Consider the following 21,849-nt stretch of genomic DNA (forward strand, 5'->3'; position numbering starts at 1 on the left):
CTGAATCATATTGACATTGCAAACCCTTTTACGATAAGATATTTCATTGAGCGGATACTCTTATCCCGAGCTGGCGGAGGGACAGGCCCTATGAAGCCCAGCAACCGGTTTCTCTGTTATTTATTAGGTTCAGCTGTGTGAGACAACCAAGGTGCTAACCTGTTGCAAGGTTGTATGATTCCTTGAGCGATAAGAGTGAAAGGCACAAAGACCAAACCCTTTCCTCAATGGAAAAGGTTTTTTTATTTCATAAAATATGCCAATTAACATTCTCTAATATAACGTTACATTGTATAAGAGGGAGCGAGTTCCGTATCATATATACAAGGTCTATCGGGAGGCCTTGTGCAGGAGGAAGCAAATCATGAGTAAAAATCGTCGTTTATTTACATCAGAATCTGTTACGGAGGGACATCCGGATAAAATCTGCGACCAGATTTCTGACAGCATTTTAGATGAAATTTTAAAGAAAGACCCTAACGCGCGTGTGGCTTGTGAAACGTCAGTGACAACCGGTTTGGTTCTTGTCAGCGGAGAGATCACAACATCTACGTATGTTGACATTCCGAAAACGGTTCGTCAAACCATTAAAGAAATCGGATACACACGTGCGAAATACGGATTTGATGCGGAAACTTGTGCGGTTTTAACATCAATTGACGAGCAGTCTGCTGATATCGCGATGGGTGTAGACCAAGCGCTTGAAGCCCGTGAAGGCACAATGAGCGATGAAGAAATTGAAGCGATCGGTGCGGGTGACCAAGGTTTAATGTTCGGTTATGCGTGCAACGAAACGAAAGAGCTTATGCCTCTTCCGATTTCACTTGCTCATAAATTGGCCCGCCGCCTGAGTGAAGTCCGTAAAGAAGATATTCTTCCGTACCTTCGCCCTGACGGCAAAACACAAGTAACGGTTGAATACGATGAAAATAACAAACCTGTCCGTATTGACGCGATTGTTATTTCAACTCAGCACCACCCTGAAATTACGCTTGAGCAAATCCAGCGCAACATTAAAGAACATGTTATCAATCCGGTTGTTCCTGAAGAGCTGATTGATGAAGAAACAAAATATTTCATCAACCCTACAGGACGTTTCGTTATCGGAGGCCCTCAAGGGGATGCGGGACTTACAGGACGCAAAATCATCGTTGATACGTACGGCGGCTATGCACGCCACGGCGGAGGCGCGTTCTCAGGCAAGGATGCGACGAAGGTAGACCGTTCTGCTGCTTATGCAGCGAGATATGTTGCGAAAAACATCGTTGCGGCTGAGCTTGCTGATTCTTGCGAAGTGCAGCTTGCTTACGCGATCGGTGTTGCACAGCCTGTGTCAATCTCAATCAACACATTCGGTTCCGGAAAAGCTTCTGAGGAAAAACTGATTGAAGTTGTTCGCAATAACTTTGATTTACGACCTGCCGGCATTATCAAAATGCTTGATTTACGCCGTCCGATCTACAAACAAACTGCTGCGTACGGCCACTTTGGACGTCACGATGTTGATCTTCCGTGGGAGCGTACAGACAAAGCGGAGCAGCTGCGCAAAGAAGCGTTAGGAGAATAATTTTATAGCCGCTTACTGGTTAAGCGGCTTTCCTTTTTTTATCGTTGTATTCATGTTTATTTTTTTACATAACTGTGAAACCAAATACTATTCACAGCGTCTATAAATAGGGGTTCAATGATGACAATTTTAATTATGGAGGCAATACTATGTGTGGATTTGTCGGGGTTTTTAACAAGCATCCGTTAGCTCAAACCGCTGATCAAGAAGAACTAATTAAACAAATGAACCAAATGATCGTTCACCGCGGTCCTGACAGTGATGGATATTTCCATGATGAGCACGTTGGATTCGGATTCAGACGGCTCAGCATTATTGATGTAGAAAATGGCGGACAGCCTTTATCATATGAAGATGAAACCTATTGGATTATCTTTAACGGAGAAATCTATAACTATATTGAACTGAGAGAAGAACTTGAAGCAAAGGGGTATACATTCAACACGGATTCGGACACAGAGGTTCTTCTTGCGACTTATCGTCACTACAAAGAAGAAGCCGCGTCCAAACTGCGCGGTATGTTTGCCTTTCTAATTTGGAATAAAAACGATCATGTGCTGTATGGAGCAAGAGATCCGTTCGGCATTAAACCATTGTATTACACAACGATCAATGATCAGGTTTATTTTGCCTCAGAGAGAAAAAGTTTAATGGTTGCTCAAAATGATATTGAAATAGATAAAGAGGCATTGCAGCAGTACATGTCATTCCAATTCGTTCCTGAACCAAACACGCTTGATGCCAATGTGAAAAAAATAGAGCCGGGTTCACAGTTTACAATCCGCCCAGATGGCGATATCACATTTAAAACTTATTTCAAAGCGAACTTCAAACCAGTTCAGACTGAAGAAGATAAGCTTGTGAAAGAAGTTAGAGATGCGATCTATGACTCTGTAAATGTTCATATGAGAAGTGACGTTCCTGTCGGTTCATTCCTGTCTGGCGGAATTGATTCTTCCTTTATTGTATCTGTAGCGAAGGAATTGCATCCGAGCTTAAAAACATTCTCTGTCGGATTTGAGCAGCAGGGCTTCAGTGAAGTTGATGTAGCGAAAGAAACCGCCGCGGCGTTAGGCATTGAGAATATCAGCAAAGTCATTTCGCCTGAGGAATACATGAACGAGCTTCCAAAGATCGTATGGCATTTTGATGATCCGCTTGCTGATCCGGCAGCGATTCCATTGTACTTTGTTGCAAAAGAAGCGAAAAAACATGTAACGGTTGCTTTATCAGGTGAAGGTGCGGACGAGCTCTTCGGCGGATATAACATTTACCGTGAGCCGCTATCCCTTAAACCGTTTGAACGCATTCCGTCCGGCCTAAAAAAGATGCTTCTGCATGTTGCGGCTGTTATGCCTGAGGGCATGAGAGGAAAGAGCCTGCTTGAACGCGGCTGCACACCGCTTCAAGATCGTTACATCGGTAACGCGAAGATCTTCGAAGAGTCTGTCAAAAAACAGCTGCTGAAGCATTATAATCCGAACCTTTCATATCGCGATGTGACGAAGACTTACTTTACAGAGAGCAGCTCATACAGCGATATTAATAAAATGCAGTATGTCGATATCCACACTTGGATGCGCGGGGACATTTTGTTAAAAGCGGATAAAATGACGATGGCGAATTCTTTAGAACTCCGTGTGCCATTCTTGGATAAAGTTGTATTTGATGTTGCTTCGAAAATTCCTGATGAGCTGAAAACGAAGAACGGCACGACGAAGTATCTTCTTCGCAAAGCCGCTGAAGGAATTGTGCCTGAACACGTATTAAACCGCAAAAAGCTCGGTTTCCCTGTACCGATTCGTCATTGGCTGAAAAACGAAATGAACGAATGGGTGCGGAATATTATTCAAGAAAGCCAAACGGATGCTTATATCCATAAGGAGTATGTCCTGCAGCTTCTTGAAGACCATTGTGCGGACAAGGCAGATAACAGCCGTAAAATCTGGACTGTACTGATCTTTATGATCTGGCATAGCATCAATATCGAAAAACGCTATATGCCTGAAGAGCTGAACCATCAGCCTAAAGAAGTCATCTTTGTGTGACAGACAAGGCTTTCGATTCGTCGAAAGCCTTGTTATGATACCTTTATTTCTCCATCATTATTGATTACCAATCCGTTTTTTCTGTTTGCGTCTTAAATATCATTGGCATTTTTAGCATTTATCTTTATTCTTATGGCTTACAGTTCTGATACAAGAGGATCCGTGATTGTCGGACCGGTTTGGTTTCTCATCTTACTTGCTGTATTATGCAAAAGGTTTCCATAAGAAAAATGCCTATTGCCAGCGAACGAAATATCAGTTGACAAAAGAGCTCACAGTGAGCTCTTTTTGTGTGTGCTCATAGAAAATCAAGAACAGGAAAGAATAGGAATGTGTTTTTGAGAGGCTGCCTACAGTTGTGAATCATGTTTTATGATAAGATAAAAGTCATACATTTGATGCCATATGTGAATGTTTTATGGAAAAATCAAAACCCGAACGGTCATTACGCCCGGGTAACCGATGGTTATTGCTTTCAAACATAATTTGAAAAATGGTAAAGTAAGACGAAGCAGGTCTTATGTTTATTGAAGTGATTTATAGTATTGGCCCTTTGCTACATATTCCGACCGTATTCGCTGCATATCTTGCCGGTCTTCTTCCGTCAAAGGGCGGATGACTTTTGCAGGACGGCCAAAGGCGAGATGGCCAGGCGGAATGGTTTTTCCCGGCGGCACAAGACTGCCGGCACCAATAAAGGCGCCTTCGCCAATTTCGGCTCCGTCCAAGATGATTGAGCCCATGCCGATTAAGGTGTTCTTGCGGATGACAGCGCTATGAAGTGTAACCTGATGGCCTATCGTGGCGTCATCTTCAATGAGAAGCGTCCGGTTCGGGCTTTGATGGAGGCAGCTTAAATCTTGAATATTGACTCTGTTTCCGATTCTGGTCGGCGCGACATCTCCCCTTATGACAACAGAAAACCAAATGCTGGACTGTTCTCCGATAACAACATCACCTGTAATTGTTGCGTTATCAGCTACAAAGGCTGTTGAGTGGATATCTGGCATGTGTTTCTTATAAGGGTAGATCATAATATTCATCCTTCTTTCTCTATTTAAATTTTGTATGAGGTGAAGAGCATGTGGACCTGGAAAGCAGACAGACCTGTTGCAGTCATTGTGATGATTCACGGGGCAAGTGAATATCACGGACGATATAAATGGCTGATTGAAATGTGGAGATCTTCGGGTTATCACGTTGTCATGGGCGACTTGCCGGGTCAGGGAACAACGACAAGGGCAAGAGGTCATATTCGCTCATTTCAAGAATACATTGATGAAGTAGATACTTGGATAGATAAAGCACGAACCTTTGAGCTGCCGGTTTTTCTTCTTGGACACAGCATGGGCGGCCTGATCGCGATTGAATGGTTTAAACGGCAAAGAAATCCCCGGATCACGGGAATTATTTTATCATCACCATGTCTAGGACTGCAAATTAAAGTCAATAAAGCACTTGATCTTGCATCAAGAGGCCTAAATGTCATCGCTCCGTCGCTTAGGGTTGATTCGGGTTTATCAATTGATATGGCGACGCGTAATGAGGATGTCATCGAGGCCGACCAAAACGACTCGTTATACGTCAGAAAAGTATCTGTCAGGTGGTACAGAGAATTGTTGAAAGCAATTGAGTCAGCGATGATGCCGACAGATGCGTTTTTGAGAGTGCCGCTTCTAGTGATGCAGGCCGGTAACGACAAGCTTGTTGACAAAACGATGGCGGTCAAGTGGTTTTCAGGTGTTGCTTCCCGCAATAAAGCGTACAGAGAGTGGGAAGGGCTTTATCATGAAATATTTAATGAACCCGAAAGAGAAGATGTCTTTAAAGCAGCAAGAGCGTTTACTGATCAATATATTTGAACTAATTGGGGGTGCATGTGTTGACAGTACCGGAACATCCTTTTGGACTGATGGCAAAAGTATATCGAGATATTTTTCCGCTCGTTCATCAAGAGCTGGACATATGGAAGCGAAAATCAGAATTAATTCATAACAGTGAATTAAAAGCACAGGCAACCGCAAGTATTCGAGACAAAACATTCCACTGTGAAGGCGGCGGCATACTGGCGTTATTGTCAGGCAATCAAAAGCAAAAATGTGTCGAGTTTATCATCGCGTATCAAACGATCAGTGATTATCTGGACAATCTGTGCGACCGCAGCACCTCACTTGACCCGCAGGATTTTCGGATGCTTCACGCCTCAATGCAGGACGCACTGACAGTGGGAGCGGAGCCGCAAAATTATTATTTATTCAGAGAAGAACAGGATGACAGCGGGTATTTGCATGAATTGGTCAAAACGTGTCAGCGTGTTCTTGGTTCAATTGAGCACTACGACATGATTAAACCCTATCTGCTTGAACTATGCGGCTATTATTGCGATTTGCAGGTGCATAAGCACGTCATTGAGCATGAGCGTGTTCCGAGGCTTGAGAAGTGGTTTACTCAATATGAATCAGAGCTTCCTGAGATGGAATGGTATGAATTTTCGGCTTGTGCAGGCTCTACATTAGGCATTTTCTGTCTTGTTGCGTATTCATTCCAGCCTGATTTCACGGAAACAACCGCTAAAAAAATCCGCAATAGTTATTTTCCTTACATACAAGGTCTTCACATTCTGCTCGATTATTTGATTGATCAGGAGGAGGACTTGCTGGAAGGGGACTTGAATTTCTGCTCGTATTATCAGTCACACGAAGAAATGATGAAGCGGCTTGAACACTTTATCCAAAAAGCCGATGAACATTTGCACGGCATTCCGCATGAAAACTTCCATCGTTTAATCAATCGCGGCTTGCTGGGCGTTTATTTGTCAGATGATAAAGTGGCGGGCCAAAAGGAAATGGGCCGGCTCGCGAAGAAGTTGATCAAAGCGAGCGGAAAAACCTCCTTTTTCTTTTATATCAACGGCAGAGCCTATCGAAAATTTCAAAAAATAGCATGGATGAAAAACTCAAAGAAAAAAGCTCAAATCATTTGCTGATTTGAGCTTTTTTTTCGATGGCGACAATAAATGGCGGATCATTTTGCTGATTGATAAATCCATATGTTAACACACGGGCTGCTTGCTGATCCAAGTCTCGGCAAAAATCGAGCACGTCGTTTTTTTCAGCTTTGCCTTCCGGATGGCCATGATAAACAACCAGAACAATCAAGCCCTCATCTTTCATGATGCTGAGAAGCTGCTCAATCGCTTTGATGGTTGAATTTCCGTTGGTCGTAACCGACTTGTCCCCGCCCGGCAGATAGCCAAGGTTAAACACAGCGGCAGCCACTTTGCCATGTGTTTCCTGCGGGAGGGATTCAGCGATTTTGTCATGGCTTTTGTGAAATAACGTTGTTCGCCCTTGATATGTCTTACCGAGCCGTTCCTTTGTGTTGGCTACGGCTGATTCTTGGATGTCGAATGCGTACACATGGCCGTTTTCACCGACGAGCTCCGCTAAAAACTGCGTATCATGGCCGTTGCCCATCGTTGCATCTACGACAATATCTCCTTCTCCCGCAGCCATTTTCAGCAGTTCTTTGCTGTAAGGAAGAATCTTCTTCAAAATCATAGGGCTGATTCCTCCTCAAGCCGTTGAAAGAACTTTCCTTGGTAGCTGCCGCGATTTTCAAGTTCTTTATTAATAGCGCCAAGCACTTCCCACTTGTTGACGCTCCACATCGGCCCGATCATCAATTCAATTGGTCCGTCACCTGTAATGCGGTGGACGATCATTTCCGGCGGAATGATCTCAAGCTGATCACAAACGAGCTGCACATATTCATCTTGAGATAGGAAATCCAGTTTTCCCTTTTCATATTGCTTGACCATCGGCGTGCCTTTCAATAGGTGCAGCAGGTGAATTTTAATGCCCTGGACGTCCAAATCTGCGACGGCCTTTGCGGTTTCCATCATCATGTCCCGGTCTTCCAAAGGCAGTCCGTTGATAATATGCGAGCAGACACGTATGCCGTGTTTTCTTAATTTATTGACGCCTTCCACATAACAGTTAAAATCATGTGCGCGGTTGATCAGAAGAGCAGTCCGTTCATGAACCGTTTGAAGCCCAAGCTCCACCCACAAATACGTGCGTTCATTCAGTTCTGCCAAATAGTCAACGACATCATCGGGCAGACAGTCCGGACGTGTGGCGATCGAAATGCCGACCACATCGTCTAGGGCGAGAACAGATTCAAATTTCTCACGAAGCACCTCAACCGGGGCGTGAGTATTGGTGAAGGCCTGAAAATAAGCGATGTATTTTCCGTCCTTCCATTTTTCGTGCATGCGGTTTTTGATGTCATGGAATTGCGTAATTAAATCATCGGCCCGGTTTCCGGCAAAATCGCCTGAACCTGCTGCGCTGCAAAAAGTGCAGCCGCCGTGGGCAACAGTGCCGTCCCGATTCGGACAGTCAAAGCCGCCGTCAAGCGCCACTTTAAACACCTTATGGCCGAAATGTTCTCTAAGATGATAATTCAATGTATGATAGCGTTTTTCCGTATTTGAATAAGGAAAAGGATTGTTCTGCATCACAATTCATGTGCCTCCTTGCGTACGATTGCATCCTAAAATTGTAGCACGCATTTCACAAGAGAACAAATGAATATCGACCATAAATTACTTTATTGAACGAAGTGAGATGGGGCTACAATATGAGTGATGGATTGTTTCCATTACCAAGAGGAGGGGTTACTGTGGCAACAAGACAATCAGTAGATGAACATCTCCAGCAATGTATGCAGGCGTATGATGATGCTGAAGAACAGCTGAAACTCGCTTCAAAACAAGAGCATTATAACGACCAAGAATACAGTGACGCGCAAATGCAGCTTGAAAATGCGGTAAATGCTTTAAATAAGCTGTGGCTGTCGTCAAATGACCAGCAGAGAGAACAGTTGTACAGAATGAGGCTTCAGCTTCAAGCTTTGCAAAATAATATGATCCTGCACCACCCTCTTGATGTGTAAGAAACGGACCCTTTTGACTAAGGGTCCGTTTTTTTGTAAAAAAAGGATTGACTTTAGGCGTAAAAGTATTTATTGTATTGAGTGTACTAATTGATGTAATACACTATAGACACTCAAAATAGATTAGTCAATTTAGATTGAAATGAAGGAGGCAGTTATGAAACAAAAAAACGAAACAAACGTAACTTGCCGATGCTGATCGCGGCATCTGTGATCGCTTGTTCTTTTTTTCTTGTTCTTGTGATGATCGGTTTTGAATGGCAAAAAAGTATAATTGATCAGTTTTATTTATAAAAGGTTCAGATCGTATAGAAAGTAGGGAAGTAAATGATTCAAATCGATCCAAGAAGCTCAACACCCATTTACGAACAAATCATTCAGCAAATGAAAGAGCTTTGTTTAAAAGGGATCATGACGCCCGGTGATAAGCTTCCTTCTGTCAGAGAATTGGCGACGATCATTATTGCGAATCCCAACACTGTCAGCAAAGCGTACAAAGAGCTTGAGCGTGAAGGGATTATCGAAACGCTGCGGGGCAGAGGGACCTATATTTCGGAGCAAGCGAAAACAACTTTGGTTGAAGGGAAGATGACGATGATTAAAGAGCAACTTAAACAGCTCATCATCGATGCCCATTATGCAGGGGTTGAGCTGGAAAAACTGCAGGAATGGATGAAGGAAATCAGCATGGATGTGAAAGGAGGGCAAGAGGATGATTGAATTACGGCAGCTGTCAAAAACGATTGACGGCAATCAAGTATTAAAAGATGTTTCATTAACGATTGAAAAAGGAGAAATCTTCGGGCTTCTCGGCCGCAATGGGTCAGGCAAAACGACGATGCTCCGTTTAATCCAGCAAATCATTTTCGCAGACAGCGGGACGATTTTGTTTGACGGCGTAGAAATCAAAAAGCATCCGAAGGTCAAACAAAATATGATCTACATGCCCGTTCAAAACCCTTTTTACGACAAGTATACATATAAGCAGCTTGTCGACATCCTGAGAAGAATTTATCCGAAATTTGACGTCACGTACGCGAATGAGTTGATGAATAGATACGAAATTCCAGAAACGAAAAAGTACCGTGAGCTGTCGACGGGCCTGAAAAAACAGCTGTCGCTCGTTCTGTCGTTTGCGGCAAGACCGGCGCTGATTCTCCTTGATGAGCCTACGGATGGAATAGACGCGGTGACAAGGCACGATGTGCTGCAGCTGATGGTCGATGAAGTGGCAGAGCGTGATACGAGCATCCTGATCACTTCCCACCGCCTTGAAGATATAGAACGGATGTGCAACCGAATTGGTTTTCTCGAAGATAACAAGCTGACGAATGTGATGGATCTTGATGAGCTAAAAGAGGAATACATCAAAATTCAAATGGCGTTTGATACAGATGTCAACTTGGAGATCAGAGAACAAAATATTCCGATGCTCGATCAGGCCGGCGTGTTCTATACGGTGCTGATTCCGAAAAGCGACGAGGAGAAAAAGAGCTTTTTGAGAGAGCTGAAGCCAAAAGTATGGAATGAGCTTCCTGTCAACTTAGAAGAAGTGTTCATTGCGAAGTTTGGAGGGAAGCGGAGATGGTAGACCGAGGTCTCCTCTATCGAGAGTGGAAGCAGAATCAGGTTGTGCTTTTGTTAAATATTGCGTTTTTAGTACTGGCAAATCCGCTCTCTATTGTCAATGCGTATTTATCTTATCAAGGATGTCTTGCCCATCAAGACCCGCAATATTGTGTTTTTATTGTAAATTATGGGAGCAACCTGATAGATATCAACTGGGTGCCGGGTGTTATCTTGGCGGTCTGCTTCCTGGGCCTGGAACGTTCGAAAGGCACGATGGATTTTATATTAAGTCTTCCATATAGCAGAAGCCAAATTTTCCAGACGAAATTTTGGTTAGGCGGTTTAGTGATTGTATTATCGCAATTGATTGGCTTTTTGCTGGCATGGCTGCTTATTCTAGCTTACAAACCCGAACATGTTTACTTTTTTGAGCATAGCAGCGTTGGAGTGATCGTGATTAGCTTTATGGCTTACTCATTAGTGATGGCCGCCGGAGCGTTAACTGGAAATGCTTTTGCCCAACTTTTAACAGCTTTTTCTGCAGCTATCTTGCCGTATTTAATTGTTGCATTGCCGCTTGCTAATTTAGAGATCGTTTTTAATTTCCATATATATGAATATTTCTCTTCCTTAGAAAACTATTATGAGATGGAAAACAAACTTATGTATCTATTTCCTATGGTTTTTGTTGGTAATGACTGGCTTTCCGATAACAGATATATTTTATTGATTCCAGCCGTCATGAGCATTCTGTTTTACTTGATTGGTTATATCAGCTTTAAAAGGCATCCTAGTGAGCGTAACGGATACTTTTTCCTTTGGAATAGATTAGATCGTCCTGTACAAATTCTGGTTATAGCTTTCGGTATTCTTGGATTTGGTTTATTTGGATATTCAGCCGGACATTCTATTATGGGTTACATTTTTGGAATGATTATTGGAGCCGTAGTTGGATTTTTAGTGAGCTACTTCTCTATTTATAAGAAAACGAAAACTTAAGAAATACTTTCGGTTTGGAGTGAAGTGATGTGCCGGATTCCGGGCTATTTTATAAAGAGTGGAAGCAAAATAAAGCGCTGCTCATCATGATTTTTTTGGTATTTATGCTTAGCAATCCTTTTACCGTATTAAATACGTACATCTCATATCAAGGCTGCGTGGCTAATCAGAACGAGTGGGCCGGAACCTGTGTATTTACGATTAACTATTTAAACGGCACATTTATCTCATTGTTTTGGATTTGGGGTGTCGTTTTGGCGGTCAGCCAGCTTGGGATTGAACGAAGCAAGGGCTTGTTTGATTTTACATTAAGCCTTCCATATACACGAGGGCAGATATTTAATGCGAAGTTCCTTACAGGCGGAATGGTGATTGTGATGCCGCAACTTATAGGATATGTTTTATCCGTTTTGCTGCTCGTGCTTTTGAAGCCTGATCAGGCCATTTATTTTCACAACTACAGCTTGGGAATGATCATTGTCAGCATGTTGGCTTATTCTTTGGTTATGGCTGGCGGAGCACTGACAGGCCATATTTTTGCACAGCTTTTGGTTTCATTCACCGCCACTATTTTACCTTTTTTATTCATTACTTTGCCTGCGATTAATATAGATATCCTTTTTAGCGGGAGAGCGGCATTTTTAGACTTCCCTATACCAGAATGGATAAAGTATATATTTCCAATTACGTATGTTGTTCCAAACTGGGTTGATGATTCACCGTATTATTTAGTGATTCCAACTGTTTTAAGCATAATTCTCTACATCATCGGGTACATGAGCTTCGTCAAACTGTCAAATGAACGTAACGGATATTTCTTTTTGTGGAAAGCATTGGATCGTCCGGTGCAAGTGATCGTCATCCTCATTGGTATTTTAGGCTTCGGCTGTTTTGGATACGCTGCAAGCGAGAGCTTTACCGGTTATGTCATCGGCATGGCTGCGGGCGCGGTAATTGGTTTCTTCATCAGTTATTTTGCGATTTATAAAAAAACAAAACATGTGTAAGGGAGAGAAAAATATGATTGATGTTCAGCATATCGACCATTCTTTCACGATCGGAAAAAAAGGCCGTGAGAATGAAGTTCCAGTATTGAAAGATGTTTCATTAAGCGTGGCGAAAGGTGAAATCGCCTGTATTGTCGGGCGAAGCGGATCAGGGAAATCAACGCTTTTGAATTTAATTTCCGGCTACATCTCGCCGACAAAAGGGCGGATTGTCATTAACGGAACTGATGTCACTGGCTTTAATGAAAAGGAATGGGCTCAGTTCCGCCTTGAACACTTTGGGTTTATTTTTCAAAGCTTTCAGCTCATCCCGGGGTTAACGACGTATGAAAATGTTGAAATGCCGCTGGCGTTAAAAGGGATCAAACCGTCTGAGCGCAAGCAAAAGGTGCAGGACATGCTGAAACGCGTCGGTCTGGAGAATCACGCCGCTCATTATCCGAATGAACTGTCAGGCGGCCAGCAGCAGCGTGTCAGTATTGCAAGAGCGTTGATTTTAAATCCATCCATTATTTTAGCGGATGAGCCGACGGGAAGCCTTGATTCAGAAACGGAACAGGAAGTGCTGGATTTGATTCAGCAGCTGAACCGCGAGCGGGGCATTACATTTGTGATCATTACCCACGATGATGAAGTGGCTTCTATTGGACATTCAAAGTTTCAGCTTCATGACGGTGTGTTAAAAGGAGGAATTACGGTTGAGGTTTAAGGATCAGGTTCATTTTATCAGAAGAAATATGAAGAAAAACAGGCTCCGTGTCTTTATGACAATTCTTGCGACAACAATGGCGTGTGCGTTTTTGGTTGTGCTGTCGTCGGTTGGATTCGGGATACAAAAGACGATTACGGATATGACGATGAGCCAGCAGGTTGTGACGAAAGTCAGTGTAATGGGCAAGGAAGGCGATAAGCCCATTAAAAAAGCAGATTTAGAGAAGTATGATCATGTAAGGTCAGTTGTAGAAAGAACACAAGTGTATGAACCAAACAAAGCAACTTTAGGCAATCGCACAAATGAAAGCTCTAATCTCATCTTTACCAATATGAATGATGAACTAAAGGCCAATATGGAGTTGGAAAAAGGAAGAGTCGCAAAGTCGGAAAATGAAATTGTAGTAGGATACGACTTTGCAAAGGGATTATTGACGAAAAAAGAATCGGAAGCGTATAACAAAAAAATAGAGGAAGCAAAAGGAAACCCGGAAGATATAAAAGAACCAGATGGCTATACGAAAGATATTCTGAACAAAACGATTGAATTAAGTGTATCAAAAACAAATCCTAAAACAGGGGATGTTGAAAAAACAAAAACATATGATTTTAAAATTGTCGGTATTACAAAAAAGCCATCTCAAGATTGGATGGAGGACTCAAACATTTTCATCAGTGATCAATTCAAGAAGGATTTTTCGGAATTCTTAGATTTCAAAGGCGGAAATGTTGAAAAAAACACTGGCGTTTTTGCTGATAAATTTGAGAACGTGGAACAGCTGACAAGTGATCTGACAGATGATGGATACTATGTCACATCAGTTACTACCGAGCTTGAGGGCGCCAACACCTTCTTCATGGTCTTCAAAATCGGCCTGATCTTTGTCGGATGTATCGCGGTTATCATCTCTGCGATCGGTATTTTTAACACGATGACGATGGCGGTGACAGAAAGAACGCAGGAGATTGGCATTATGAAAGCGATTGGGGCGAGTCCGTCCATCATTCGCCGAATGTTCCTGATGGAAAGCGCGTATATCGGAATTTTAGGCTGTGTGATTGGGATTATCATTTCTTACGGCGTAAGCTTCCTTGTCAATCTGGCTGTCCCGATGATTCTCGCGGCGACAAGCGGAAGTGATGCGGGCGATTTGAATTACACCTTCTCCTACATCCCGGCCAGCCTTGTGATCATCGCTGTGGTGATTTGCGGAGGGGTAGCCGTGATTTCCGGGATGAACCCGGCGAGAAAAGCGACCAAAACCAACGTGCTGACAGCGTTAAGAAGAGAATTATAATGCGTACGAGCCGGCTGAGACAGCCGGCTTTCTCTATGGCGTATGATGGTATTTTGCTATACACTTGATAAAAAAGGAAAAAGTGCGGTGAGTTAATGTTTAAACTTTTGTTGATTGAAGATGATGAATCGCTGTTTCATGAAATCAAGGATCGTTTAACGGGATGGTCCTATGATGTATACGGCATTCAGGATTTCAGTCAAGTGCTGCAGGAATTTGCAGCGGTTAAGCCTGATTGTGTCATTATTGATGTTCAACTGCCTAAATTTGACGGGTTTCATTGGTGCCGGCTGATCCGCTCCCGGTCAAATGTTCCGATTCTCTTTTTATCCTCACGGGATCATCCTGCTGATATGGTGATGTCCATGCAGCTCGGGGCAGATGACTTTATTCAAAAGCCGTTTCATTTTGATGTGCTGATTGCGAAAATCCAAGCGATCTTCCGGCGTGTGTATCATTATAATACAGAGCCGAGCACGCTCAAAACGTGGTGCGGGGCTGCCATAGACGCGGAGCAGAACCTCGTCAGCAATGAGAAAGGCTCAGTTGAACTGACGAAAAATGAAATGTTCATTCTCAAACAATTAATAGAACAAAAAAACAAGATTGTCAGCCGTGAAGAGCTGATCAGAAGCTTGTGGAACGATGAGCGGTTTGTGAGTGATAATACGCTGACCGTCAATGTCAATCGCCTGCGAAAAAAACTGGACGCCCTGCAGCTTGGCACATATATCGAGACGAAAGTCGGCCAAGGCTACATGGCGAAAGAAGAGGATCATTTCTATGATTAAAGCATTCCTTACTGAAAGGCGAAGCTGGATTGCTGTGTTTTTGTTTCAGCAGGTTTTGATGCTCTTCATTGCTTTTGTTGATTCCTCCATTTCATTTAACAATGTTCTTTATATGGTGTATTTGTGTGTCTTGTTTTTTATCATTTTCATTTGGGTCCGCTATCTGAAAGAAACGGCATTTTATAAAAGCTTGAAAACTTGGGAGAACAATCTTGATGTGACAGCCATAAATGAACCGGAAACGCCGTTTGAATCGATGGTTGATAGAAGCATTACCGGACAAACGGAGCATTTGAAACAAACCGCAGCCCGGCATCGCTTGACATTAGAAAATGAAAAAGATGAGCTGATGGCATGGATCCATGAGGTTAAAACCCCATTGACAGCGATGCATTTAATCATAGACAGAATGGAAGATCAACCCTTGAAAGCCCAGCTATCGTATGAATGGATGCGAATTCACCTGCTTCTAGATCAACAGCTTCATCAAAAGCGCATGTCATTTATTGAAAACGATCTGTCTGTAGAATGCATTCAGCTTCAGCCTCTGATTTTCAAGGAGATCAAAGATTTACAATCATGGTGTATCCAAAAAGGGATTGGCTTTGATATTCAGCTAGAGGCTGAGGAAGTGCTGAGCGATGCAAAGTGGCTGGCGTTTATCATCAGGCAGCTGCTGACAAACGCAGTAAAATACAGCGACGGCTCTGAGATTGTGATCAAAAGCTTTCATAAAGGGGAACGGACGCAGCTTGAAGTGAAAGACTGTGGCAGGGGTATTGATCCAAAAGATGTGCCGCGTATTTTTGATAAAGGATTTACATCCACAACGGACCACCATAATCAAGGGTCCACTGGCATGGGGCTGTACTTGGCGAAAAAAGCCGCGGCGCCGTTAATGATCCATATTGATGTACGTTCGGAGTCCGGTGCGGGAACCGTTTTTACATTAACTTTCCCCAAACGGAATCAATTTGAACGAGTTATAGGCGTGTGACGAAAATGTCACATGCTTTTCTTTTTTGTTCGCCGTATCGAAGGAAAACTCCGGCAATCCTTTTTATAATGAGAGTATCCAATATAAAGGAGATTATAGGAATGATGATCTTACAAGCGAATAAAATTCGAAAAAGCTATGGAAACAAGCTGAATAAACAAGAAGTGCTCAAAGGCATTGATATTCATATTCAAAAAGGTGAATTTGTCAGTATTATGGGGGCGTCAGGTTCTGGGAAAACCACCTTGCTCAACGTTCTGTCCTCCATTGATCAGGTCAGTGACGGAACCATTAACATTAACGGAAATGACATGACATCAATGAAGGAAAAGCAGCTGGCTGAATTCAGAAAACAGCATTTAGGCTTTATCTTTCAAGATTACAATCTGCTGGACACGCTGACAGTAAAAGAAAATATCCTTTTGCCGTTATCGATTACAAAAATGCCAAAAAGCGAAGCGGTTCGCAAGTTCGAAGAGGTGGCGAAAGAGCTGGGCATTGATGAACTCCGTGATAAGTACCCAAATGAAATTTCCGGCGGCCAGAAGCAGCGCACATCTGCCGCGAGAGCATTTATTCATGAACCGAGCATTATTTTCGCAGATGAGCCGACGGGCGCGCTTGATTCAAAATCAGCCTCTGATCTATTAAACAAGCTGAGCCAGCTCAATCAGAAACGCAATGCTACGATTATCATGGTCACCCATGACCCTGTCGCTGCCAGCTACTGCGGAAGAGTGATTTTTATTAAGGACGGGCAAATGTATACACAGCTAAATAAAGGAGGCCAAGACAGACAAACGTTTTTCCAGGACATCATGAAAACGCAAGGCGTGTTAGGCGGGGTGCAGCATGAACATTAATCAGCTCATCCTAAGAAATCTGAAAAAGAATCTTCGGAATTACTATTTGTATGTGTTTGCGCTGATTTTTAGCGTGGCGCTTTATTTCGCCTTTGTCACACTCCAATATGATCCTGCGATTAATGAAGTGAAGTCTTCAATCAAGGGAGCCGCTGCCATTAAAACCGCTTCGATTTTGCTTGTGGTCGTGGTGTCGATCTTCATATTATATGCCAATACGATTTTTATTAAGAGACGGAGTAAAGAAATCGGGCTTTTTCAATTAATCGGAATGACGAAGCATAAAATCTTTCGCATTTTAAGTGCGGAAAATATTATGCTGTATTTCAGTTCCTTAGCGATCGGGGTAGCTGCGGGGTTTTCGATATCGAAGCTTGTCCTGATGATTCTGTTCAAAATTGTCGACGTCAAAGCTGATGCGAAACTGCATTTTTCCGGTCAGGCCTTGATCCAAACGATCATTGTATTCTGCGGCATTTACCTTTTAATCATGGTGATGAATTATACGTTTATCAAAAAACAAAGTATTTTATCTTTGTTTAAAGTGACGTCATCTACTGAAGACCAAGTGAAGAGAATATCATTTTTCCAGATGCTGATCGGCGCTTTAGGCATCGTGCTGATTTTGACAGGATACTATGTGTCTTCTGAGCTGTTTGGCGGTAAATTTAAGACCATGAATGAACTGTTCGGCGCGATGAGCTTTATTCTGGGGGCTGTCATTGTCGGAACGTTTCTCTTTTATAAAGGTTCGGTTACGTTTATCTCGAACATCATTCGAAAAAGCAAGGGCGGCTACTTAAATATCTCCGAAGTCCTGTCACTGTCATCAATCATGTTCAGAATGAAATCGAACGCGTTGTTATTGACGATTATTACAACCGTTTCAGCGCTCGCCATTGGGCTGTTATCGCTCGCTTATATTTCGTATTACTCGGCAGAAAAGACTGCTGAACAAAATGTAGCGGCTGATTTTTCATTTATGAATGAGAAAGATGCCAAAACATTTGAAAGCAGTTTGAATGAACGCAATATTTCATATGTGAAAAAAGAAACCCCTTTCCTGCAAGTGAATGTTGACATTGCAAATATAATGGATGGAGACCCGAAGGAGCTGCAGAGTGACCCCCATAATATGCAGCTTGCGGTTGTGAGTGACAAAGAGGTGGAACAGGTCGATGTGCCAGAAGGGGAAGCCGTTTTATCCGGATATAACGATTTACTGCAAAAAATCATGGTATTAAAAGATTCAGGCAGCATAAAAGTGAAAAGCAAGCATAAGACGACATCTCTACAATACAAAGGGTTAAGGAAAGAATTTCTTCTCTCCTTTCCGTTTACGAGCGGGGGATTGCCCGCTGTCATAGTGGATGACAGCCTGTTTCAATATCTGAACAAAAACAAAGATCCCCGTATTCAGCTGGCGCAATCTGAATGTATCACCGTCAATGTGAAGCATGAAGACCAGCTGGATAAAGCAAATGAGCTATTTCAAAAGGTGAACAAGAAAGACCAGCATTTATCAAGGCTGGATGCAAGCATCGCACAAAAATCACTATTTGGTATCGTGATGTTCATCGTTGGCTTCTTAGGATTAACGTTTCTGATTACATCTGGCTGTATCCTTTATTTTAAACAAATGGGTGAGAGTGAAGATGAAAAACCGAATTATACGATTTTGAGAAAACTCGGGTTTACACAAGGCGATTTGATGAAGGGAATACGCATCAAACAAATGTATAACTTCGGTATTCCGCTGGTTGTCGGCCTCTTCCACAGCTACTTTGCCGTCCAATCCGGCTGGTTCTTATTCGGATCAGAGGTGTGGGCGCCGATGATTCTGGTGATGGTGTTATACACCGCGCTCTACTCCATTTTTGGTTTTCTGTCCGTTCTTTATTATAAGAAGGTTATTAAATCGTCGTTGTGAAACAGCAAAAGCTCCAGAGGTTCTGGAGCTTTTTGTTTATCGTTTTGGCGGCCGGTAACCGGCGGCTTCAGCTTCTTCAACTGAGCAAAACATTTCAGCCGGATCGGTTGTCCGGTCATAGTATGTACTGCCCGGTGTGTGATAGATGCCGCTTTTGCTGCCTTTTATATTACAGCCTTCTGCTGGATCAGCTGTTTTGGCTTCATTCTTTGTATTGCTGGAAGAACTTCCAGCGTTTTCTTGTGAACTTGCAGTTTGGCTTTTCGTCTCTTTTAATTGCTTTTCAAGCTGTGTTTTATTTTGCTGCAGTGCTTCATTTTCAGCCTTTACTGTTTTTGTATCTTCTTTGAGCTGTTTTTGATTTTCTTGAAGCTCTTTCATTTCTGCTTTTAATGATTTCTGAGTCTTTTTTAGATCACTATTTTCTTTTTCAAGCTGCTGTAGTTTGTCTTGGTCTTTTGTGTTGTCCTTCAACTTCTTTGCTTTAGAACTGGCCGCTTCATATTCTTTCTCTAGTGCTTCATGCTCTTTTGTAAGGCTTTTATATTCGGCGTTTAGCGCTGAATATTTTTTCTCAGCATTTGCTGCTGCAGCGTCTGGGTCTGTCAATGCTGCTCCGGTGACGAGCAGCACCAGGCCTCCTATCAAAAGCGGCCAAAAGAGTCTCTTAGAGAAACATTTTTCCTTTTTCAGCACATATCTGACAAGATGATACAATCCATAGCCAAGCGAAATGAGACATGCTAGAAATCCTAAGAATAATAATACCATTTCCATAACATTACCCCTTTTTCTATTTATTTTACATTTTTCAAACAATATTTGTTAGATTTTTTCACGCACATCAGTTGAAAAATGTGAAATAGACAGATAGAATGAATGTGCTATGATCACTCGATTCGTACGGAGCCATTTTAGGTTTCGTTTTTTTCATGAACTTTTTTAGGCGAGAAAGGGGGATGAGTATGCCGCGTGCTCTTAAAATTTTAGTCATTGGAATGTTTATTAATGTGACGGGTGCTTCTTTTTTATGGCCGCTGAATACGATTTATATCCATAATCATTTAGGGAAGTCGTTAACAGTAGCCGGGCTTGTTTTGATGCTGAATTCAGGCGCCAGTGTGGTTGGGAATTTAAGCGGCGGTTTTTTGTTTGATAAAATCGGCGGCTTTAAATCAATTATGCTCGGGATTGCGATTACGTTGGCAAGCCTGCTGGGCCTTGTCTTTTTTCATGATTGGCCGGCCTACATTGTGCTGCTGACGATTGTGGGATTTGGTTCCGGTGTTGTTTTTCCGGCAAGCTATGCAATGGCTGGATCGGTGTGGCCTGAAGGGGGAAGAAAGGCATTTAATGCGATCTATGTCGCACAAAACGCGGGTGTGGCCGTCGGCTCAGCACTTGGCGGTGCCGTGGCTTCTTTCTCGTTTTCATATGTATTTTTGGCGAATGCTGTATTGTATATGGCCTTTTTCTTTATCGTATATTTCGGATTTCGAAATATTCAGACGAAGGATGCGTCCCAAACGTCTGTGCTTGATTATGATGCTGTAAACAGCAAAGCGAAATTTGCCGCGCTCATCATATTAAGCAGCGGCTATGTACTCGGATGGCTGGCTTATTCTCAATGGTCTACCACGATTGCTTCGTACACGCAAAGCATTGGAATATCCCTTTCCTTATACAGTGTGCTGTGGACGGTCAACGGAATTTTAATTGTGTTTGGCCAGCCGCTTGTCAGCTTTGTGGTGAAAAAATGGGCGGAGTCTCTAAAGGCGCAAATGGTCATCGGATTTATCATTTTTATTGTATCCTTCAGTATGCTGCTGACGGCAAAGCACTTCCCGATGTTTCTGGCTGCCATGGTGATCCTGACCATCGGGGAAATGCTTGTCTGGCCTGCGGTGCCGACAATAGCCAACCAGCTTGCCCCTAAAGGGAAGGAAGGATTTTATCAAGGTTTTGTCAACAGCGCGGCGACAGGCGGCAGAATGATTGGTCCGTTGTTCGGCGGTTTGCTTGTCGATCATTTCGGCATTCAAGCTCTTGTGTTATCTCTTTTGGTTTTGCTGATGATCAGTATCGCCACAACGCTTTTATATGACAAACGGATAAAACCGGCTAAAGAAACAAATAAACAAGCATCAATCTCTTCATAATAAAAGATCCCGCCGGATGAGCGGGATCTTTTTACATGATCGGAAGCACGTTAACGGCATCCTTTACATTTGAATATGTTTGCAGCGATGAAAAATTGGCATCCAGTTTATTCATTTTCATGGCCAATTCGGGTTTAATGCCGGTAATGATTAATTCGGTTCCGGTTAATTTCAGCAAATGGCTCAGCTTGAAAATTTGATCGGCGGTTTGTTCATTCACTTGTGCCAGCCCTGATAAATCAATGATCAAATAATCATCTTTGGATGTTGATAAGATATTCGTCAATGTGCAGACGATGGAATTAAATCGCTCCTCTGTCAGGTTGCCGACTAGCGGAAGAGCCGAAACGCCGTTGCGAATCGGGACAATAGGCGTTGAAAGTGCAGTGATTTCTGTGAGGGAATCCTCGAGAAGCTTCTCATACTCTTTTTGCCGGGTGATATCTTTTTGAATGCCGACAAAATAGGTCTTGCCTTCAATCTCGAGCGGGTCAATATTCAATTCATTCCAGAATAACGTTCCGTCTTTTTTGTAGTTTTGGATCTGAACGGTAACCGGCTCTTTATGTTGTATAGCGGTTCTAATGTTATCTACTTCAGCGGGGTCTGTGTGTTTCCCCTGTAAGAAGCGGCAGTTCTTTCCTAAAATCTCTCCGGCTTCATAGCCGGTCATTTGAACAAAGCCTTGGTTTACGTAGACAATAGGATTATCTTCAAGTGCGGGGTCTGTAATGACCACACCGACTCGCGCATGATCAAGCGCTTTTTTGATGACTTCCAGCTGTCCTTGTATTCCAAATGATTGAAAACTAGCCATATAAATCCCCCTTAGGCTGCGCCAGCTTGCTGTGCGAAAGCCCTGTATTCCCCTTTTTACAATGAATTATACAGTAACCGTAGCACAACACATGTTCTGATTCAAGCAAGCGCGCAGTTTGTTGTTTGTCATCA

At 42.8% G+C, this 21,849-nt stretch carries 22 protein-coding genes, 1 pseudogene and 1 riboswitch; of the genes and pseudogenes, 18 read left to right on the top strand and 5 right to left on the bottom strand.

What is annotated here, in order from left to right; translation table 11 throughout:
* Window positions 1-57 precede the first annotated feature (57 nt).
* A riboswitch (SAM riboswitch) is annotated at window positions 58-196 on the top strand.
* Window positions 197-364: 168 nt separating this feature from the next.
* From metK to ACY3LV_RS16000, 3 genes and pseudogenes are all read left to right on the top strand, one after another.
* On the top strand, window positions 365-1,567 hold the full coding sequence (gene metK, locus ACY3LV_RS15990) for a methionine adenosyltransferase (protein ID WP_003229102.1): 1,203 nt from the start codon (window positions 365-367) through the stop codon (window positions 1,565-1,567).
* A 149-nt stretch (window positions 1,568-1,716) separates the two neighbouring features.
* Window positions 1,717-3,615 carry an asparagine synthase (glutamine-hydrolyzing) gene (gene asnB, locus ACY3LV_RS15995; protein WP_087992897.1) on the top strand — a complete coding sequence of 633 codons (1,899 nt, stop codon included), beginning with the start codon at window positions 1,717-1,719 and terminating at the stop codon, window positions 3,613-3,615.
* 96 nt (window positions 3,616-3,711) lie between these two features.
* A pseudogene (locus ACY3LV_RS16000) lies at window positions 3,712-3,878 on the top strand (amino acid permease); the annotation flags it as partial.
* 261 nt (window positions 3,879-4,139) lie between these two features.
* Here ACY3LV_RS16000 and ACY3LV_RS16005 read toward each other — a convergent pair.
* Complete coding sequence (locus ACY3LV_RS16005) at window positions 4,140-4,649, bottom strand: gamma carbonic anhydrase (RefSeq protein ID WP_464864148.1); 510 nt, start codon at window positions 4,647-4,649, stop codon at window positions 4,140-4,142.
* Window positions 4,650-4,697: 48 nt separating this feature from the next.
* On the opposite strand from ACY3LV_RS16005, the gene ACY3LV_RS16010 reads away from it, so the two are divergent.
* Window positions 4,698-5,477 (top strand): alpha/beta hydrolase, encoded by a 780-nt coding sequence (locus ACY3LV_RS16010; protein WP_333562055.1) that lies wholly within the window; start codon window positions 4,698-4,700, stop codon window positions 5,475-5,477.
* 20 nt (window positions 5,478-5,497) lie between these two features.
* Window positions 5,498-6,601: a tetraprenyl-beta-curcumene synthase gene (tbcS, locus tag ACY3LV_RS16015; RefSeq protein ID WP_333562054.1), complete on the top strand. Its 1,104-nt coding sequence runs from the start codon at window positions 5,498-5,500 to the stop codon at window positions 6,599-6,601.
* Here tbcS and mnmM read toward each other — a convergent pair.
* Window positions 6,591-7,175, bottom strand: a complete 585-nt coding sequence (gene mnmM, locus ACY3LV_RS16020) for a tRNA 5-(aminomethyl)-2-thiouridylate-methyltransferase MnmM (RefSeq protein WP_333562053.1) — start codon at window positions 7,173-7,175, stop codon at window positions 6,591-6,593. The two genes, tbcS and mnmM, sit on opposite strands and share 11 nt — an antisense overlap.
* A complete protein-coding gene (mnmL, locus tag ACY3LV_RS16025) occupies window positions 7,172-8,140 on the bottom strand; it encodes a tRNA modification radical SAM protein MnmL/YtqA (protein ID WP_333562052.1) in 969 nt (322 codons plus the stop codon). The genes mnmM and mnmL overlap by 4 nt, the downstream gene beginning before the upstream one ends.
* A gap of 161 nt (window positions 8,141-8,301) precedes the next feature.
* On the opposite strand from mnmL, the gene ACY3LV_RS16030 reads away from it, so the two are divergent.
* From ACY3LV_RS16030 to ACY3LV_RS16085, 12 genes are all read left to right on the top strand, one after another.
* Window positions 8,302-8,574: a YtzC family protein gene (locus ACY3LV_RS16030; protein WP_087992891.1), complete on the top strand. Its 273-nt coding sequence runs from the start codon at window positions 8,302-8,304 to the stop codon at window positions 8,572-8,574.
* Window positions 8,575-8,760: 186 nt separating this feature from the next.
* Entirely contained in the window at window positions 8,761-8,868 is a 108-nt protein-coding gene (locus ACY3LV_RS16035; protein ID WP_464864149.1) for a hypothetical protein, read from the top strand.
* A gap of 33 nt (window positions 8,869-8,901) precedes the next feature.
* Window positions 8,902-9,294, top strand: a complete 393-nt coding sequence (locus ACY3LV_RS16040; protein ID WP_289347919.1) for a GntR family transcriptional regulator — start codon at window positions 8,902-8,904, stop codon at window positions 9,292-9,294.
* On the top strand, window positions 9,287-10,165 hold the full coding sequence (gene ytrB / locus ACY3LV_RS16045; protein ID WP_464864150.1) for an ABC transporter ATP-binding protein YtrB: 879 nt from the start codon (window positions 9,287-9,289) through the stop codon (window positions 10,163-10,165). The genes ACY3LV_RS16040 and ytrB overlap by 8 nt, the downstream gene beginning before the upstream one ends.
* The gene (gene ytrC, locus ACY3LV_RS16050) at window positions 10,159-11,142 is read left to right on the top strand and encodes an ABC transporter permease YtrC (protein ID WP_464864151.1); all 984 of its coding nucleotides are present in this window, start codon (window positions 10,159-10,161) and stop codon (window positions 11,140-11,142) included. The genes ytrB and ytrC overlap by 7 nt, the downstream gene beginning before the upstream one ends.
* 29 nt (window positions 11,143-11,171) lie before the next feature.
* On the top strand, window positions 11,172-12,149 hold the full coding sequence (locus ACY3LV_RS16055; protein WP_464864152.1) for an ABC transporter permease: 978 nt from the start codon (window positions 11,172-11,174) through the stop codon (window positions 12,147-12,149).
* Window positions 12,150-12,162: 13 nt separating this feature from the next.
* On the top strand, window positions 12,163-12,858 hold the full coding sequence (gene ytrE, locus ACY3LV_RS16060; protein ID WP_039074819.1) for an ABC transporter ATP-binding protein YtrE: 696 nt from the start codon (window positions 12,163-12,165) through the stop codon (window positions 12,856-12,858).
* Window positions 12,848-14,158: an ABC transporter permease YtrF gene (gene ytrF, locus ACY3LV_RS16065; protein WP_464864154.1), complete on the top strand. Its 1,311-nt coding sequence runs from the start codon at window positions 12,848-12,850 to the stop codon at window positions 14,156-14,158. Before ytrE ends, ytrF begins: the two co-directional genes overlap by 11 nt.
* A gap of 95 nt (window positions 14,159-14,253) precedes the next feature.
* Entirely contained in the window at window positions 14,254-14,949 is a 696-nt protein-coding gene (bceR, locus tag ACY3LV_RS16070; protein WP_333562048.1) for a two-component response regulator BceR, read from the top strand.
* Window positions 14,942-15,946, top strand: coding sequence for a HAMP domain-containing histidine kinase (locus tag ACY3LV_RS16075; protein WP_464864156.1), 1,005 nt, complete (start codon window positions 14,942-14,944; stop codon window positions 15,944-15,946). The genes bceR and ACY3LV_RS16075 overlap by 8 nt, the downstream gene beginning before the upstream one ends.
* Window positions 15,947-16,047: 101 nt before the next feature.
* Window positions 16,048-16,809, top strand: coding sequence for a bacitracin ABC transporter ATP-binding protein BceA (gene bceA / locus ACY3LV_RS16080; protein ID WP_148962401.1), 762 nt, complete (start codon window positions 16,048-16,050; stop codon window positions 16,807-16,809).
* Window positions 16,799-18,739 (top strand): FtsX-like permease family protein, encoded by a 1,941-nt coding sequence (locus ACY3LV_RS16085; protein ID WP_464864158.1) that lies wholly within the window; start codon window positions 16,799-16,801, stop codon window positions 18,737-18,739. Before bceA ends, ACY3LV_RS16085 begins: the two co-directional genes overlap by 11 nt.
* A gap of 36 nt (window positions 18,740-18,775) precedes the next feature.
* Here ACY3LV_RS16085 and ACY3LV_RS16090 read toward each other — a convergent pair whose 3' ends face one another.
* Complete coding sequence (locus ACY3LV_RS16090) at window positions 18,776-19,516, bottom strand: LMBR1 domain-containing protein (protein ID WP_464864159.1); 741 nt, start codon at window positions 19,514-19,516, stop codon at window positions 18,776-18,778.
* 188 nt (window positions 19,517-19,704) lie between these two features.
* Between ACY3LV_RS16090 and ACY3LV_RS16095 the strand changes: the two genes are divergently transcribed.
* Window positions 19,705-20,898 carry an MFS transporter gene (locus ACY3LV_RS16095; protein ID WP_333562043.1) on the top strand — a complete coding sequence of 398 codons (1,194 nt, stop codon included), beginning with the start codon at window positions 19,705-19,707 and terminating at the stop codon, window positions 20,896-20,898.
* 31 nt (window positions 20,899-20,929) lie between these two features.
* Here the strand turns inward: ACY3LV_RS16095 and ytvA are convergent, their stop codons facing one another.
* Window positions 20,930-21,715, bottom strand: coding sequence for a YtvA family blue-light photoreceptor (gene ytvA / locus ACY3LV_RS16100; protein ID WP_148962397.1), 786 nt, complete (start codon window positions 21,713-21,715; stop codon window positions 20,930-20,932).
* Window positions 21,716-21,849 lie beyond the last annotated feature (134 nt).

It is taken from the genome of Bacillus sp. 11C (assembly GCF_055486375.1).

What these genes read in the sequence shown, in the direction of transcription:
- metK (WP_003229102.1), top strand. Translation starts at nt 365, where the DNA reads ATGAGTAAAAATCGTCGTTTATTTACATCAGAATCTGTTACGGAGGGA.
- asnB (WP_087992897.1), top strand. Translation starts at nt 1,717, where the DNA reads ATGTGTGGATTTGTCGGGGTTTTTAACAAGCATCCGTTAGCTCAAACC.
- ACY3LV_RS16005 (WP_464864148.1), bottom strand. Translation starts at nt 4,649, where the DNA reads ATGATCTACCCTTATAAGAAACACATGCCAGATATCCACTCAACAGCC.
- ACY3LV_RS16010 (WP_333562055.1), top strand. Translation starts at nt 4,698, where the DNA reads ATGTGGACCTGGAAAGCAGACAGACCTGTTGCAGTCATTGTGATGATT.
- mnmM (WP_333562053.1), bottom strand. Translation starts at nt 7,175, where the DNA reads ATGATTTTGAAGAAGATTCTTCCTTACAGCAAAGAACTGCTGAAAATG.
- ACY3LV_RS16040 (WP_289347919.1), top strand. Translation starts at nt 8,902, where the DNA reads ATGATTCAAATCGATCCAAGAAGCTCAACACCCATTTACGAACAAATC.
- ytrB (WP_464864150.1), top strand. Translation starts at nt 9,287, where the DNA reads ATGATTGAATTACGGCAGCTGTCAAAAACGATTGACGGCAATCAAGTA.
- ytrC (WP_464864151.1), top strand. Translation starts at nt 10,159, where the DNA reads ATGGTAGACCGAGGTCTCCTCTATCGAGAGTGGAAGCAGAATCAGGTT.
- ytrE (WP_039074819.1), top strand. Translation starts at nt 12,163, where the DNA reads ATGATTGATGTTCAGCATATCGACCATTCTTTCACGATCGGAAAAAAA.
- bceR (WP_333562048.1), top strand. Translation starts at nt 14,254, where the DNA reads ATGTTTAAACTTTTGTTGATTGAAGATGATGAATCGCTGTTTCATGAA.
- ACY3LV_RS16075 (WP_464864156.1), top strand. Translation starts at nt 14,942, where the DNA reads ATGATTAAAGCATTCCTTACTGAAAGGCGAAGCTGGATTGCTGTGTTT.
- bceA (WP_148962401.1), top strand. Translation starts at nt 16,048, where the DNA reads ATGATGATCTTACAAGCGAATAAAATTCGAAAAAGCTATGGAAACAAG.
- ACY3LV_RS16085 (WP_464864158.1), top strand. Translation starts at nt 16,799, where the DNA reads ATGAACATTAATCAGCTCATCCTAAGAAATCTGAAAAAGAATCTTCGG.
- ACY3LV_RS16090 (WP_464864159.1), bottom strand. Translation starts at nt 19,516, where the DNA reads ATGGAAATGGTATTATTATTCTTAGGATTTCTAGCATGTCTCATTTCG.
- ACY3LV_RS16095 (WP_333562043.1), top strand. Translation starts at nt 19,705, where the DNA reads ATGCCGCGTGCTCTTAAAATTTTAGTCATTGGAATGTTTATTAATGTG.
- ytvA (WP_148962397.1), bottom strand. Translation starts at nt 21,715, where the DNA reads ATGGCTAGTTTTCAATCATTTGGAATACAAGGACAGCTGGAAGTCATC.